The sequence below is a fragment of the Nocardioides antri genome (assembly GCF_008373765.1).
In the GTDB taxonomy this organism is placed as follows: domain Bacteria; phylum Actinomycetota; class Actinomycetes; order Propionibacteriales; family Nocardioidaceae; genus Nocardioides; species Nocardioides antri.
Map to the genome: position 1 here is coordinate 302,565 of NZ_VUJW01000010.1, position 14,221 is coordinate 316,785.

The following is a 14,221-nucleotide window of genomic DNA, read 5'->3' on the forward strand; positions in this document are numbered from 1 at the left end:
AGCATGGCGAGCGTGGTCGTGGTCGAGGACGATCCCGCGATCCGGCGCGGCCTCATCGGCGGGCTGACGGAGCGGGGGCACGCCGTCGCGTCGTACCCCTCCGGTCTTCCGGTCCTCGAGCACGTCGTCAAGGACTGCCCGGACGTCGTCGTGCTCGACCTCGGTCTCCCGGACGTCGACGGTCGCAAGCTGCTCGCGATGATCCGGGCGGTGTCGGACGTCCCGGTGGTCGTGGTGACCGCGCAGGACGACGACCAGTCGATCGTCGCCACCCTCGACCAGGGCGCCGACGACTACGTCGTGAAGCCGTTCGGGATCGAGCAGGTGGCGGCCCGGATCCGTGCGGTGCTCCGGCGTACGGCGACCGGGCCCGGCTCCGGCCCGATCGAGGTCGGGGAGCTGGTGGTGGACCCGCGCTCGCGGACGGCGACCCTCGCCGGACGTGAGCTGGAGCTGGCCCGGCGGGAGTTCGACCTGCTGGTCGCGCTCGCGTCGCGCGCGGGCGAGGTGGTGACCAAGCGCGAGCTGCTGGCCGAGGTGTGGCAGCAGCCGTACGGCGGCGCCGACCGCACGCTCGACGTGCACCTGTCGTGGCTGCGGCGCAAGCTCGGCGAGTCGGCTGCGCACCCCCGCTACCTGCACACGGTCCGCGGCGTCGGCGTCCGACTGGAGGCGCCGTCCGGGAGGCCCGCCGGATGAGGCGGCGGATCGGCTGGTTGGTCGCGGGCACGACATCAGCAGTGATCCTCGGGTTCGTGATCCCGCTGTGCCTGCTCGTGCAGACGCTCGCGCACGAGCGAGCCGTGAGCAGCGCCCAGGACGACGCCGACGACGTGGCGCTCGTGGTGTCCGGCCTCCACGGCGACCCCGGCCTCGCCGACGTCGTCCGCACGGCCACCGCCAGCACCGACGTCGAGACCAGTGTGGTGACGCCCCGGCGCAGGGTGCTCGGAGCTCAGGTCGAGGGCCTGGCGGCGGACCCCGACGTCGCCCGCGCCCGCGCGGGTGAGGCGTTCACCGTGGCCGACGACTCCGGGGTCACGATCCTCACGCCCGTCGTGACCGCCGACGGGACGTACGTCGTCCGCGCCCGCGTCGACGAGGACCAGCTGTCGGCGGGGGTGACCCGGGCGTGGCTGGCGATCGGTCTGCTCGGCCTGCTGCTGACCGTGCTGGCGATCGTGATCGCCGACCGGCTCGCCCGCCGCATCGCGACGCCGGTCACGGAGCTCGCCGAGGTCGCGCTGCGGCTGCGCGACGGCGAGCTCGACGCCCGTGCGGTGCCGACCGGTCCGCCGGAGACGGTGGAGCTGGCCGAGGCGTTCAACCAGCTGGCCGACCGGATCAGCGAGCTGCTCGTCGCCGAGCGCGCCGCCGTCGGCGACCTGTCGCACCGTCTCCGCACGCCGGTCACCGCGCTGCGGCTGGACGCCGACGCGGTGGCGGACCCGGAGGTCGCCGACCGGCTCCAGTCGCACGTCGCGCAGCTCCAGCGCACGGTCGACGCGATCGTCCGCGACGCCCGGCGCCCGGTCCGCCACGCGATGCGCCCCGGCTGTGACGCCCGTGCCGTGGTGGCCGAGCGGATGGCGTTCTGGTCCGCGCTCGCCGAGGACCAGGAGCGCCCGGTCGAGGTGACCCTGCCGGACGGCCCGGCGCCGGTCCCGGTCGACGCGGCCGACCTGACCGACGTGCTCGACGTCCTCGTCGACAACGTGTTCGCCCACACCCCCGACGACACGGCGCTCGCGGTCAGGCTGGCGGTGCCCGACGATCACGTCGTCATCGAGGTCGCCGACAACGGGCCGGGGATCGACGCCCGCCCGCCGGGCGAGCGCCCCGGGTCCACGGGCCTCGGCCTCCAGATCGCCCGGCGCACGGTCGCGTCGATCGGCGGCACCATCGACATCAGGTCCGGCGAGGGGACGACGGTCCTGCTGAGCCTCCCCAGCACCCAGCACGTGCCCGCCTGACTCCTCAGTCGTCGTCGCGGTCGTCGTCGTCCCGGTCGTCGTCGTCCCGGTCGTCGTCCCGGTCGTCGTCGTCATCGTCGTCGTCCCGGTCGTCGTCGTGGTCGTCATCGTGATCGTCGTCGTCCCGGTCGTCGTCGTGGTCGTCGTGATCATCGTCGTCGTCCCAGTCGTCGTGATCGTCGTCGTGATCGTCGTCGTGATCGTCGTCGTGGTCGTCCGGGTGGTCGACGTCGTCGTGGCGACCGTCCCCGCCGCCGTCCCCGCCGCCACCACCGTGGCCGTCACCGCCCGGGCTCCCCTCCGTGGTGCCGACCGAGGTGGACTGCAGCGGCGGCGCGGCCGGCGCGGCGACGTACTCCGTCAGGGTCCGCTCCTCGATCCGCAGGCACACCTTGGACCGCGGGACGGTGCCCTTGGGGCAGTCGGCCAGCTTCGTGACGGCGCGGGCCCGTCCGGGTTTCGTGGGTGCGGCCTCGGCTGTGCTGTCGGCGGGGGCGGTCGCGTCGTAGGCCACCACACCGGCGGTGCCGGACGCGGCCACGACGACTGCGGTGATCGCGAGTGTCGTGAGCTTCATGGCGGCAGCGTGGTCGCCCGATCGATAGGCGCACATCGCGGGACCCTCAAGGACACGTCAAGAAGTCGCCCGGTGATGACGTGCTCTTAACGGAGCACTGAGGCCGGCCTAGGCTCGCCCGCCCGAGTCTCGTCGTACCCCGTCCGAGGAGGAGCGACATGACGTACGACGCGAGACAGCGTGACCGCTACCGGCTGGCCGTCACCGCCGTGACCGGGCTCGCCACCTGCGCGGTGGCCGCCGCGACCGGAGCCGCGACGGGGATGGCCGAGGCGAAGACCGCGCAGGAGCAGGCCGCGCAGGCGACCGGGCACCCGCCGGCGCAGGCAGCCGCGCGAGGGAAGCGCGTCATCATGAAGGAGCGACCGGTGCGGACGAAGGTCGTGACCCGGGTCGTCCAGGTGACCGTCGGTGGCGGCGAGGCGACGCCGGTGTCATCGACCGGCACCAGCGGCTCGACCAGCACCAGCACCAGCAGCTCCGGCGGCTCGGGCAGCTCGGGCAGCTCGGGCGGGTCGGGCAACTCCGGGCCGGGCAGCAGCCAGTCCGGTCCGTCGCAGCCGCCCCCGCCGCCCCCTCCGCCGTCGCAGTCGTCGGGGTCGTGACATGGCGACCGGCATGGCGCGGTGGCGGGCGTGGAGCACCTACGTCCACCTGTACGTCGACGACGAGGCTCTCCTCCCACGGGCCGAGGTCCTGACCCGACAGCTGCTCGACGACGTCGATCGCACCTGCAGCCGGTTCCGCGAGGACTCGGACCTGTCCCGGCTCAATGCCGCGCCGGGTCGGTGGGTGGAGGTCGACCCGCTGCTCGTCGCGGCGACCCGGGTCGCGGTGGACGCGGCCCGGATCACCGACGGGCTGGTCGACCCGTGTGTAGGGCGGGCCCTGGTGAGCTGGGGGTACGACGTCGACCTCGACGTCCTCGTGCGCCGGTCCGGGGTCGCCGTACCCGATGTCGCGGCGCCGCTGCCCGACTGGCGCGAGATCCGGTGGGACGACGGCGCACTGCTGGTCCCGCAGGACTGCCTGCTCGACCTGGGCGCGACCGCGAAGGCCTGGGCTGCCGACCTGGTCGCCGAGACCCTGGCCGACGAGCTCGGCTGCGGGGTCCTCGTCAGCCTCGGCGGCGACGTGCGGGTCGCGGGGCGCGCGACCTCGGCATGGCCGCTGCGGGTCACCGAGACCGAGCACAGCGGCCACGGCCAGGCCGTCGGCCTGAGCAGCGGCGGGATGGCGACGTCGACGATCCTGGCCCGGCGGTGGCGCACCGACGGCGGCTGGGCCCACCACCTGATCGACCCGCGCACGGGTGCCCCCGTCACCGGGGCGGTGCGCACGGCCACCACGCTCGGGGAGGCCGCGGTCGGCGCGAACGTCGCGTCGACCGCGGCCCTCGTCCTCGGCGCCGAGGCAGCGGGATGGCTCGCTGATCGCGGCGTGCACGCGCGCCTGGTGCTGGCGGACGGCTCGGTCCGGACGGTCGGCGAGTGGCCGGCGGAGGTGGAGGCGGCATGAGCGACGCGATGCTGTGGTTCCTCAACCGGGGAACGGGGATGGCGCTGCTCGCCGTCCTCACCATCAGCGTGTGCCTGGGCGTCCTGGCCACTCGGGGCCGCGCCGGGTCGCAGGTGCCGGCCTTCGTCACCCGCGCGCTGCACCGCAACCTCAGCCTGTTCGGAATGGCCCTGCTGGCCGGGCACATCGTGACCGCCGTGCTCGACGAGTTCGTCGACATCCGGTGGTGGATCGCGTTCGTGCCGTACGGCTCCGGCTACGAGCCGCTCTGGGTGGCGGCCGGCACCGTGGCGACCGATCTCTTCCTCGCCGTCGTGGTGACGACGATGGTCCGGGCACGACTTGGCCTCAGCCGCTGGCACCGCGTGCACCAGCTCGCCCACTTGGCGTGGGCGCTGGGGCTCGTGCACGGCCTCGCGATCGGCACCGACCGGCGCGAGCCGTGGGCCGTCGGCTGCTACCTCGTCGCAGTCGCGCTGGTGGCCGTCGCCGTCCTGGCGCGGGTCGGGTCGCCCCAGCCCGTGCGGCAGGGGGAGCCGGCATGAGCACCGACACGCTGCGCACCGCGGAGGTCACCGTCGTGCGGGGTCCCCGCCTGCTCTCCGCGATCGGCGGCGGTCCCTCCCTCGCCGCGCACCGGGCCCTCCACGGGTCCCCGGGCCGGACCCGGCTCGCGACGTTGCTCGCCGACCTCGAGCGGATCGACCTGCGCGGCCGCGGCGGTGCGGGCTTCCCGTTCGCCCGCAAGCTGGCGTCCACCGCCCAGGCGCGCGGCCGAGCGACGGTCGTGGTCAACGTCAGCGAGGGCGAGCCGCCCAGCTCGAAGGACGCGGCGCTCGCGACGACGGCGCCACACCTGATCCTCGACGGCGCCATGATCGCGGCCGAAGCCCTCAAGACGCGCCGGATCCACCTGGTCGTGCCCGACAACGAGCGCGCCGTACGAGACGCGATGGCCACCGCCGTCGCCGAGCGCGCGGGGGAGCGCGTCTCGTGGGCGGTCCACCGGGCCGACGACGTGTTCGTCGCCGGCCAGGCCAGTGCTGTGGTCGAGCTGATGTCGGGACGGCCCAACCGGCCGGTCACCACCTGGCAGCCGGCCGCCGTGCGGGGCTACCAGGGACGCCCGACCCTGCTGTCCAACGCCGAGACCTACGCCCAGCTGGCCCTGCTGACGCTCCACGGCCCGGACGCCTACGTCGCCCACGGCACCGCGGCCGAGCCCGGGACGACCCTCCTGACCGTCCACGACGGCGGCGGGCGCCGGGTGGTCGAGGTCGAGCTCGCCAGCCCGTGGTACGACGTGCTCGCGCTCGAGGACCTCGGCCGGCCGGTGCTGCTCGGGGGCTACCACGGCACCTGGGCCGCGGCCGGCGAGCTGCGCGCCCTCACCGTGTCCCGGGTCGGCCTTGCCGCTGCCGGGCTCACCCTCGGCGCGGGCGTGGTGCTCGTGCCCGACTGCTGCCCGCTGACCTTCGCGAGCGCCGTGGCGTCGTACCTCGCCGGCGAGAGCGCCGGCCGCTGCGGGCCGTGCTTCAACGGCCTGCCGGCGCTGGCGGCCGCGCTGGAGCGGGTGGTCGCCGGGCGCGGCGGGATCGCGGAAGCCGAGCGACTGTGCGCCCTGGTGGAGCGCCGGGGCGCCTGCGCCCACCCGGACGGCACGGCCCGCATGGTCCGCTCCGCGCTCGAGCGGTTCCCCGACGAGGTGGACCGGCACGCACGCGGCGGGTGCTCCTACCCGCGCGACGGACGGGGAGGCTGAGATGGCGAACGGACGACTGCGCGTGGACTGGCCCGTCTGCCGGGCCCGCGGCCTGTGCTTCGAGCTGCTGCCCGAGGCGATCGAGCTCGACGAGTGGGGCTACCCGGTCGTGACCGGCGAGATCACGCCCGAGCTGACGGGAGCGGCGCGGGCGGCGGTGCGCGGCTGCCCGCGGATGGCCCTGCGACTAGTCCAGACGTGACCGGCTCGGCGCGAGCGCCGGGCCGAGCCATCGGCGTACGAGCGCGCGGAGCTCGTCCTCGGACCGCGGGGGATCCGCCGGGTACTGCAGGAACGACACGAACAACCGCATCAGGATCTCGGCGAGACCCTCCAGCTCGTCGTCCTCGACGCCGATCTCGGACCAGTCGACGGGGATCCGGCGCAGGATGCCGGCGCCCAGCGCGACCGCCATCGACGAGGTCGTGTCGCGACTGAAGACGTCGGTCTCGCCGGCCTGGAACAGCGCGCCGATGTGTCGCTCCTGCGGGATCGCGTGCACGGCGTAGACCACGGACTCGATCGCCGCCTCGGACGGCGTGGTGAAGGTGGACAGGTGCTGCTGCATCCGGTCCACGAAGTCCTCGAGCCCGGCGTGCGCGACGGCCGCGAAGAGCTCGGCGAGGTTGGCGTAGTAGCGGTACACCGTCTGCCGGGTGACACCGAGCTCGCCCGCGACGTCGGAGAGCGTCGTCTTGGCGGGCCCGAACCGCTCGAGGCAGGTCGCCGCAGCAGCGACGATGCGCTCCCGCGCCTCGGCCTCGGTCCGCGGCGGGTTGCCCTGCCAGCCGTGATGACCCATCGACGCTCAGCCCACCGCGACCGGAGCACGCCGCCGCGCGGAGTGAAGCACAGCGAGGACCGCTGCCGCTGCCGCGAAGGAGACGACCGTGTACCAGCCGCTGCCCACCCGCGTGCCGTCGCTGGTCATGCCGTTCTCGGCGTCGAGGAAGTCGGGCAGGGCCACCAGCCAGAGGAGCGCCATCGCGCCAAGGTAGACGACGGGGTAGATGCGGGCGAACGGCGTCATCGGCTCCGGGGGCTCGACGTCGCGACGCCGGACGTGGTCGACCAGGATCCAGAGGCCGGCCAGCCACACCAGTCCGAGCTCGATCCCCAGCACCCATGCCTGAGCCGTGACGTTCGGCGTCTCGCCGCCGAACACGGCGGACGGGATGCCGAACAGGGCCATCGACGGCGGGGTGAGGACGCCGGCCACGGCGATCCGCCAGGTGAGGGACCACCCGCGACGCGGTCCGCCGTCGGGGGTCTTCGACCCGGCCAGCTTGACGGCCAGGAACGTCATCACGCCGAAGGAGACCGAGGCGAAGAGCAGCATGCTGTTCATCGGCACCGATGCCAGGGCGGGATGGTTCACCTCGACGTTCGCGTCGTTCCACCCCCACCACTTCAGCTGGGGGCCGAGCTGGTCGAAGACCTCGTAGAAGACCTGGCAGACGAAGGCGACCAGGACCGAGCCCACGAGCGCTCCGCGGTGCTTGAACACCCCCATCACCCGGACCACCTCGTAGACGAGCTGACTCAGCGCGGGGTAGATCGCGATGATGTAGAGCGGCAGCCGGTCCCACATGAACTGCACGGTGAACACGTTGTGGGCGAAGATGAAGCCGTACTGCTCGTCCAGGCCGAACCACTCGGGGAAGTACAACGGCGGCTCGGTGACGAACAGGTAGATCAGCGACGCGCACCAGATCGCGAGGTTGACCGGGTCGCCCGCGCGCAGCCGTCGTACGGCGTGCACCAGCGCCCACACCGCTCCCGCGATGATCACCAGCTCGAGGACCGGCATCGTGCCGTTGGCGAGGTCGAAGGGGTTGCGTACCGAGACGACCGGGCTCACGTCGTGGCAGTCGAACCCGAGGTTGCGGGTGAGGCGCTCCGCGGCCTCCTCGCACGTCGTGCTCATCGGCTGCCTGCCAACGCGGCCGGGTGCTCCACCACCCCGGGGGTCCAGTCGGTGCCCGGCGGCTCGTGCTGCGCGTCGAACCCGAACGGCACCTTGTTGCGGCCGAGCAGCGAGTTGACCTTGAAGCGGAGGAGCCCGGCCAGCACCCGCGGGTTCCTCATCATGTCGCCCAACGACTCGTCGAGGTTGAAGACGCGCGCGAAGTGCTCGTCGACCACCGCGTCCTCGCGGGCCGCCCCGGTGATGAGGTTGAACGCGGGCCAGGTCATCGAGGCGAGGATCTTTCGCTGCCACGCCGGGAGGGTCTCGGTGCCGGTGGCGCACTCGTAGCCGCGGTCGCGCGCCATCGCCATGCCCCACGGGACCTTGAGCCAGGTGCGCTGCTCCGCGAGGAACTTCCGGGAGAACCGCTGGTCGAGGGGTTCGCCGGACGCGGTCGCCGCCTCGAGGTGCGCCCTGAGGATCAGCGCCGAGCCTGCGGCGGAGCTGATGCCCTGGGCGTAGAAGGGGTTGAAGGCACAGATCGAGTCCCCGATGAAGGCGATGCCCGCCGGGACCTCGGGGAGCCGGTCGTAGCGGCGCCACTTGTTGCCGGTCGAGCGGGTCAGGTGGACGTCCGAGACCGGCTCGCACTCGGCCATGGCGGCCGCGAACAGCGGGGTCCGGACCCGTTCGGCCGACGCCACGAAGTCCTCGGTCGTGCGGGGCATGTCGATCCCCCAGGAGCCCATGCAGGCGATCGTCCGGCCGCCCTCGATGGGGAAGAAGTTGACGAGGAACTCGTGCTCGGGCGGGTGGTCGCCCTTGTCCTGCGTCGGCATGAGCACCAGGTGCTGCCACCACCAGGACGCGGGCCGGTCCTGGGGAGCGGGGAGGTCGTACCACCGCGAGGTGTAGGTGACCTTCGCGTCGAGCGTCTGCACCGGGACCTCGGCCCACCCGGCCTCCACCAGCCAGTCGGCGACCGACGACCCCCGGCCCATCGCGTCCACGACCAGGTCGGCGTCGATCCGCTCCTCGCCGCCGGGGGTGGTCGAGAAGACCACGCCCGAGACCCGACCTCGGGCGGTGCCGCCGTCGGCCGTCTCGATGCCGCGCACCGACACTCCCTCGCGGATGACGACGTTGCTCACCTCGCGCACCTTGTCGCGCAGCACCCGCTCGATCAGGATGCGTGAGCTGTAGACCATCGTCATCGACGACTGCTTGCGCGAGGCCCAGCCGGCACCCTCGAGGTAGGCGGCGTCCATCGACGGCATCAGGTGGAGCCCCCCGGCGGCGATCAGGTCCTCCTCGAACCCCGGAAAGAGCTCGCTGATCGCGCGGCGACCCGAGTTCAGCAGGAAGTGCGGGTGCTTGCTCTGCGGCACACCGCGGCGGTGCTGGGCGCCGGCCGGCAGCTCGTCCCGCTCGAGGACGAGCACCTCGTCGAAGTGGGGCGCGAGTGCACCCGCGGCACACAGGCCGGCCATGCTCCCACCGAGGACGACGGCTGTTCTGCCCAGGCTCATGACGTCTCCATTCATTCATACAAAGTCTGGATGAATGTATGAATGAAGTGGTCAGTTGTCAACGGCCATGCCGCAGTGGGTCGGGGCGGGCTGGGCTGACGCGGCTCCTCGAGCCCGGTCAGTCGGCGCCGAGGATGACGGCCTGCAGGATCATCCGCGCCAGCCACCTCTCGTAGCGCTGGGGGGACCAGCCGTAGTCACCCATGAGCATGCCGGCGACCTGCGGACTGTAGAGGACGTAGAGGGTCGCCGCGGCCTCCTCGTGGCTCAGGCGCAGGCCGTCGGGACCGCCGACGAGCCTCGCCGAGGCGGTCATCTCCTCCCGGCGAGCCGCCTTGACCACCTCCATCATCGCGGCCAGCTCGGGATCCGAGGCCGCAGCCTCCTCGGCGACCCGCACGATGGGCGCCACGCGTTGGCTGATCTGCACGCTGATGGCGGCGTCGAGCTCGGCGCGCCGTCGGGCGTCGGGTTCGGCGGCGACCGCCTCCGCCTCGGCGCGCTCCGTGACGGGGGCGGGGTCGTCGTCGCCGGTGATGGTGCTCTCGATGAGCTGCCGCAACAGCTCGCGCTTGTTCCCGAACACGGCGTACACCGTCTGGACGGCCACTCCGGCTCGCTCGGCGATCGCCTGGATCGTCGTGGCGGCGTACCCCGTCGAGACGAAGAGCTCGTGCGCCGCGTCGAGGATCGCGCGGCGGGTCTCCCGGGCCTGGGCTTTGCGCTTGGCGGATGAGTACGACCTCTTGACAGCCACGTCACTAGAGTAGCAGTCTAATGAATAGAGTAAGACTCTATGTAAAAGGAGACGGTCATGGCATATGCAGTTCTGATGGAGTTCGACGTCGATCTCGACACCCACATGAAGCTCGGTGAGCTCATCGGCGACGCCCCGGTGAAGGGGCTCATCGTCCACGCAGGGGGTCCGAGCGAGCGCGGCGTGCACAGCCTCGACGTGTGGGAGAGCAAGGAGGACTCCGAGCGCTTCTTCGCCGAGCGCCTGCAGCCGGCGGTGGAGCAGCTCGGTCTCGGGAGCGGTCCCCCGCTGAGCTTCCAGGAGTTCGACATGCCGTACCTGTTGCGCGGGTAGCTCACCGCGCCCGGCTTGGGCGGCAGGGGGACAATCGGAAGTTGTGAACCGTCTCGCCGACGCGACGTCGCCGTACCTCCTCCAGCACGCGGACAACCCGGTCGACTGGTGGGAGTGGGGGCCGGACGCGTTCGCCGAGGCGAGGGCGCGCAACGTGCCGGTGCTGCTGAGCATCGGGTACGCCGCGTGCCACTGGTGCCACGTGATGGCGCACGAGTCGTTCGAGGACGACGCGACCGCGGCCTACATGAACCATCACTTCGTCAACATCAAGGTCGACCGCGAGGAGCGGCCGGACGTCGACGCGGTCTACATGCAGGCCACCACGGCGATGACCGGTCACGGCGGCTGGCCGATGACGGTCGTGCTCGACCACGAGGGCGCCCCGTTTTTCGCCGGGACCTACTTCCCGGACCAGCCGCGGCACGGGTCGCCGTCGTTCCGGCAGGTGCTCGCCGCGCTGAGCGAGGCCTGGCGCGACCGGGGCGACGAGGTACGACGCGTCGCCGGCCAGCTGCGCGAGCACCTTGCCATGACCGGCGACCTGCCGTCCGGCGCGATGTCCCGGGAGCTGCTCGACGGCGCGGTCGCGACGCTGGCCAAGGAGTTCGACCCGATGGCCGGCGGGTTCGGCAACGCTCCCAAGTTCCCGCCGACGATGGTGCTGGAGTTCCTGCGACGGGTCTCGACAAGCTCGACCACCGAGAGCAGCGACGACGAGGTCGTGAAGCAGGCGCGCCACATGCTCGCCCGGACGACGGCGGCGATGGCCGGCGGCGGCATGTACGACCAGCTCGGCGGCGGCTTCGCCCGCTACTCCGTCGACCGCGGATGGGTCGTGCCGCACTTCGAGAAGATGCTCTACGACAACGCCCAGCTGCTCGGGCTCTACGCCCGCCTGAGCACGGAAGCGGGGGATCGCGTCGCCCGCGAGACCGCCGACTTCCTGCTGCGCGAGCTGCGCACGCCCGAGGGCGGCTTCGCCTCGGCCCTCGACGCCGACAGCCCCGATCCGGAGACCGGCCGCAGCGTCGAGGGCGCGTTCTACGTCTGGACCCCGGCCCAGCTCGTCGACGCGCTCGGCGAGAGCGACGGCGCGTGGGCGGCCGATCTGTTCTCGGTGACCGCCGACGGCACCTTCGAGCACGGCACGTCGACGCTGCAGCTGCGGCACTTCCCGTCCGCCGAGTCGGACCGGGCACGCCTGGCCGACGTCCGGGCGCGCCTGCTCGACGTGCGCGACCAGCGCCCGCGGCCGGGCCTGGACGACAAGGTCGTCGCCGCCTGGAACGGTCTCGCGATCAGCGGGTTCTGCGACGCCGGCCTGCTGCTCGGCCAGCCGGCGTACGTCGACGCCGCGGTCGCCGCGGCCGAGCTGATCGAGCGCATCCACCTCGAGGACGGCCGGCTGCTCCGGGTCTCCCGCAACGGCGTCGCGGGACCGCATGCCGGCGTGCTGGAGGACTACGGCTGCGTCGCGTCGGGTCTCCTGTCCCTGGTCCAGGCGACGGGTGACGCCCGCTGGCTGACCCTGGCCACCGCCCTCCTCGACACCGCCCTCGACGGCTTCCGGGCCGACGACGGCGGGTTCTTCGACACCCACCGCGAAGCCGAGGCGCTCGTCGCCCGCCCGCGCGATCCCGGCGACAACGCGTCACCCAGCGGCTTCAGCGCGATGGTCCACGCGCTGGTGACCGCTCACGCGCTCACCGGCGACGGCCACTACCGCGATGCCGCGGAGCAGGCCCTTGCGACGGCCGCCGGCCTGGCCGAGCGCGCGCCCCGGTTCGCCGGCTGGTCGTTGGCCGCCGCCCACACCATGCTCGACGGGCCGCTCGAGGTCGCGGTCGTCGGTCCGGCCGGCCCGGACCGGGACGCCCTCGCCGACCGGGCGCGCAGGCTCCCCGGCGCGGTCGTGGTCGTGGCCGACGAGGCGAGCGACGCCGTACCCCTCCTCGCCGGGCGAACCCCGGTCGACGGCCAGCCGGCAGCCTACGTCTGCCGCGGGTTCGTGTGCGAGCGGCCGGTGACCTCACCGGACGAGCTCGGATGACGACCCCGCGATGAGCCGACCGCTCAGCGAGCGATGGCGCTCGGGGGTCGCGCTGCTGGTCAGCGTGGTCGTGCTCGGCGCGATCATCCTGTGGGCCCCTGCGGACGGCCCGGCCGGGCTGCGCCGGTTGCTGGGCATCGGTGACGAGCGGCTGGGTGACCCGGCGGACGTGCCGAAGGGCGGCACCCATGCCTTCCTCGCCCACCAGCCGGGGGACCCCGAGGAGCCGGTCGCGTGGGACCCGTGCGACGAGATCCACTACGAGATCAACCCCGACGGTTCGCCGTTCGACGCGGAGGAGGCCGAGGAGTTCGTCGCCGACGCCGTGGAGGTCGTCGCGCACTACACCGGTCTGTCGTTCGTCTACGACGGCCGCACCGATCGCCGGCCGGAGTGGGACCGGGCGTTCGTGCCGTCGATCGGTCGGCACCAGCCAGTCCTGATCGCGTGGGCGACCGAGAGCGAGGTGCCGCAGCTCGAGGACGACGTCGCGGGCATCGGCGGCGCACTCGCGGTCGAGGTCAACCCCGGCGGCTGGCACCGCTACGTCACCGGCGGCGTCACCCTCGACGCCGACGCGTTCGAGGAGCTCGACTCGGTCTTCGGCGACGGCGGCGAGAGCCGGGCGATCCTCCTCCACGAGCTCGGTCACCTGGTGGGCCTCGACCACGTCGCCTCGCCCGACGAGCTGATGTTCGCCGACAACATCGGCATGGACGAGTTCGGCATCGGCGACCTCAACGGCCTGGTCCGGCTCGGCGAGGGCAGGTGCGCCTGACGCCGTAGCGCCTCCCGCACCGCCACAATCGCCACATGGAGCTCGCGCCCACGACGCCGCACCCGGCCGCGTTCTACGACGGTGGCCTGCCCGGCGGGCGGCCGCGCCCCGACCTCCGCGCGAAGGTCATGCTCGAACGGGTCGAGAGGTCCTCCGGTGGCCTGGCCCGCGAGTCGTTCCGGATGCTGCGGCGGATCGCCTACAACGACGAGGAGTACGGCGAGATCCTCGTGCCGGCCGACCTCGACACCTTCGACACCGACTTCGCCTCGGTCCCCGGGCTGCTCACCTGGCTGGTGCCCAAGACCGGTGCCCACCTGCCTGCCGCGCTGATCCACGACGGGCTCGTCGGCGGCAGGGACTACGTCGCCACGAGGTACCCGCCCGACGCCGACCCGATCGACCGGGTCGCCGCCGACCTGGTGTTCCGCCGGGCGATGCGGGACAGCTACATCCCGCTGATCCGGCGCTGGCTGGTGTGGTCGGCGGTCACGCTCGGGACGATCCGGCACGGCTCCGAGAGCTGGTCCCGGGCCCGACACCTGCGCTACCAGGTCGCCGCGCTCGGCACCCTGCTGTGCGTCGCCGGCCTCGGGATCATCGCCACCCTGGACCTGTTCGACGTCGTGGCCTGGCTGCCGTGGATGGGCGCCGACCGCGGGTTCGTCACGGAGCTGGCCGGCGGGCTGGCGGGTGCGATCGTTGTCCCGTTGCTGCTCGGCCTGACGTGGGGCAGGTTCGCGATCGCCGGCGCGATGACGGGGGTCGCGCTCGCCGTACTCCTCCATGTCACGGCGCTCGTGATCGTCGCCAGCCTGGTCTTCACGCTAGCCCTGAGCGGGACCGCGTGACCCCTGGCGGCAGGGGCGGCAGGGGCGGACCAGCCCGGCCGGCGCCGAGCCTCGAAACCAGCTGGGCATGACGATGGCCCCGCCCGAGGGGGGGTGCCGGGCGGGGGGGCTACTGTTCGGGCGGGTGGCGGGCCTGGGGGCCGTGCGTGCCGGTGGGGTCGGCCAGCCATTCTCCGGCGGG

16 protein-coding genes are annotated in these 14,221 nt (G+C 72.9%); 11 read left to right on the forward strand and 5 right to left on the reverse strand.

Annotated elements, in window-relative coordinates; genetic code table 11:
• Positions 1–3: 3 nt before the first annotated feature.
• Together F0U47_RS17255 and F0U47_RS17260 are read left to right on the forward strand one after the other, a co-directional pair.
• Positions 4–699, forward strand: coding sequence for a response regulator transcription factor (locus F0U47_RS17255; protein WP_149751696.1), 696 nt, complete (start codon positions 4–6; stop codon positions 697–699).
• On the forward strand, positions 696–1,973 hold the full coding sequence (locus F0U47_RS17260) for a sensor histidine kinase (RefSeq protein ID WP_149751697.1): 1,278 nt from the start codon (positions 696–698) through the stop codon (positions 1,971–1,973). Before F0U47_RS17255 ends, F0U47_RS17260 begins: the two co-directional genes overlap by 4 nt.
• A gap of 4 nt (positions 1,974–1,977) precedes the next feature.
• Here F0U47_RS17260 and F0U47_RS21325 read toward each other — a convergent pair whose 3' ends face one another.
• A complete protein-coding gene (locus F0U47_RS21325; protein WP_188111396.1) occupies positions 1,978–2,550 on the reverse strand; it encodes a hypothetical protein in 573 nt (190 codons plus the stop codon).
• A gap of 158 nt (positions 2,551–2,708) precedes the next feature.
• Here F0U47_RS21325 and F0U47_RS17270 point away from each other — a divergent pair, with 158 nt between their 5' ends.
• Genes F0U47_RS17270 through F0U47_RS17290 form a run of 5 tightly spaced genes read left to right on the forward strand, consistent with a single transcriptional unit; the run spans position 2,709 to position 6,032 of the window.
• Positions 2,709–3,155: a hypothetical protein gene (locus F0U47_RS17270; RefSeq protein WP_149751698.1), complete on the forward strand. Its 447-nt coding sequence runs from the start codon at positions 2,709–2,711 to the stop codon at positions 3,153–3,155.
• A 1-nt stretch (position 3,156) separates the two neighbouring features.
• Positions 3,157–4,068: an FAD:protein FMN transferase gene (locus F0U47_RS17275; RefSeq protein ID WP_149751699.1), complete on the forward strand. Its 912-nt coding sequence runs from the start codon at positions 3,157–3,159 to the stop codon at positions 4,066–4,068.
• The gene (locus F0U47_RS17280) at positions 4,065–4,613 is read left to right on the forward strand and encodes a DUF8596 domain-containing protein (RefSeq protein WP_149751700.1); all 549 of its coding nucleotides are present in this window, start codon (positions 4,065–4,067) and stop codon (positions 4,611–4,613) included. Before F0U47_RS17275 ends, F0U47_RS17280 begins: the two co-directional genes overlap by 4 nt.
• A complete protein-coding gene (locus F0U47_RS17285; RefSeq protein WP_149751701.1) occupies positions 4,610–5,830 on the forward strand; it encodes an NADH-ubiquinone oxidoreductase-F iron-sulfur binding region domain-containing protein in 1,221 nt (406 codons plus the stop codon). Before F0U47_RS17280 ends, F0U47_RS17285 begins: the two co-directional genes overlap by 4 nt.
• A 1-nt stretch (position 5,831) precedes the next feature.
• On the forward strand, positions 5,832–6,032 hold the full coding sequence (locus F0U47_RS17290; RefSeq protein ID WP_149751702.1) for a ferredoxin: 201 nt from the start codon (positions 5,832–5,834) through the stop codon (positions 6,030–6,032).
• Here the strand turns inward: F0U47_RS17290 and F0U47_RS17295 are convergent.
• The 4 genes from F0U47_RS17295 to F0U47_RS21330 form a co-directional block, all read right to left on the reverse strand.
• Positions 6,018–6,632: a TetR/AcrR family transcriptional regulator gene (locus F0U47_RS17295; RefSeq protein WP_149751703.1), complete on the reverse strand. Its 615-nt coding sequence runs from the start codon at positions 6,630–6,632 to the stop codon at positions 6,018–6,020. The two genes, F0U47_RS17290 and F0U47_RS17295, sit on opposite strands and share 15 nt — an antisense overlap.
• Positions 6,633–6,638: 6 nt before the next feature.
• Positions 6,639–7,757 (reverse strand): hypothetical protein, encoded by a 1,119-nt coding sequence (locus F0U47_RS17300; RefSeq protein ID WP_149751704.1) that lies wholly within the window; start codon positions 7,755–7,757, stop codon positions 6,639–6,641.
• The gene (locus F0U47_RS17305) at positions 7,754–9,268 is read right to left on the reverse strand and encodes an NAD(P)/FAD-dependent oxidoreductase (protein WP_149751705.1); all 1,515 of its coding nucleotides are present in this window, start codon (positions 9,266–9,268) and stop codon (positions 7,754–7,756) included. Before F0U47_RS17305 ends, F0U47_RS17300 begins: the two co-directional genes overlap by 4 nt.
• Positions 9,269–9,386: 118 nt before the next feature.
• Positions 9,387–10,025, reverse strand: coding sequence for a TetR/AcrR family transcriptional regulator (locus F0U47_RS21330; RefSeq protein WP_188111397.1), 639 nt, complete (start codon positions 10,023–10,025; stop codon positions 9,387–9,389).
• A 57-nt stretch (positions 10,026–10,082) separates the two neighbouring features.
• On the opposite strand from F0U47_RS21330, the gene F0U47_RS21335 reads away from it, so the two are divergent.
• The 4 genes from F0U47_RS21335 to F0U47_RS17325 are packed head-to-tail and all read left to right on the forward strand — an operon-like array spanning position 10,083 to position 14,040.
• Positions 10,083–10,358 carry a hypothetical protein gene (locus F0U47_RS21335; RefSeq protein WP_188111398.1) on the forward strand — a complete coding sequence of 92 codons (276 nt, stop codon included), beginning with the start codon at positions 10,083–10,085 and terminating at the stop codon, positions 10,356–10,358.
• Positions 10,359–10,401: 43 nt separating this feature from the next.
• Positions 10,402–12,411 (forward strand): thioredoxin domain-containing protein, encoded by a 2,010-nt coding sequence (locus tag F0U47_RS17315; RefSeq protein ID WP_149751707.1) that lies wholly within the window; start codon positions 10,402–10,404, stop codon positions 12,409–12,411.
• A 10-nt stretch (positions 12,412–12,421) separates the two neighbouring features.
• Positions 12,422–13,189 carry a matrixin family metalloprotease gene (locus F0U47_RS17320; protein WP_149751708.1) on the forward strand — a complete coding sequence of 256 codons (768 nt, stop codon included), beginning with the start codon at positions 12,422–12,424 and terminating at the stop codon, positions 13,187–13,189.
• A gap of 35 nt (positions 13,190–13,224) precedes the next feature.
• Positions 13,225–14,040, forward strand: coding sequence for a DUF1353 domain-containing protein (locus F0U47_RS17325; protein ID WP_149751709.1), 816 nt, complete (start codon positions 13,225–13,227; stop codon positions 14,038–14,040).
• Positions 14,041–14,221 lie beyond the last annotated feature (181 nt).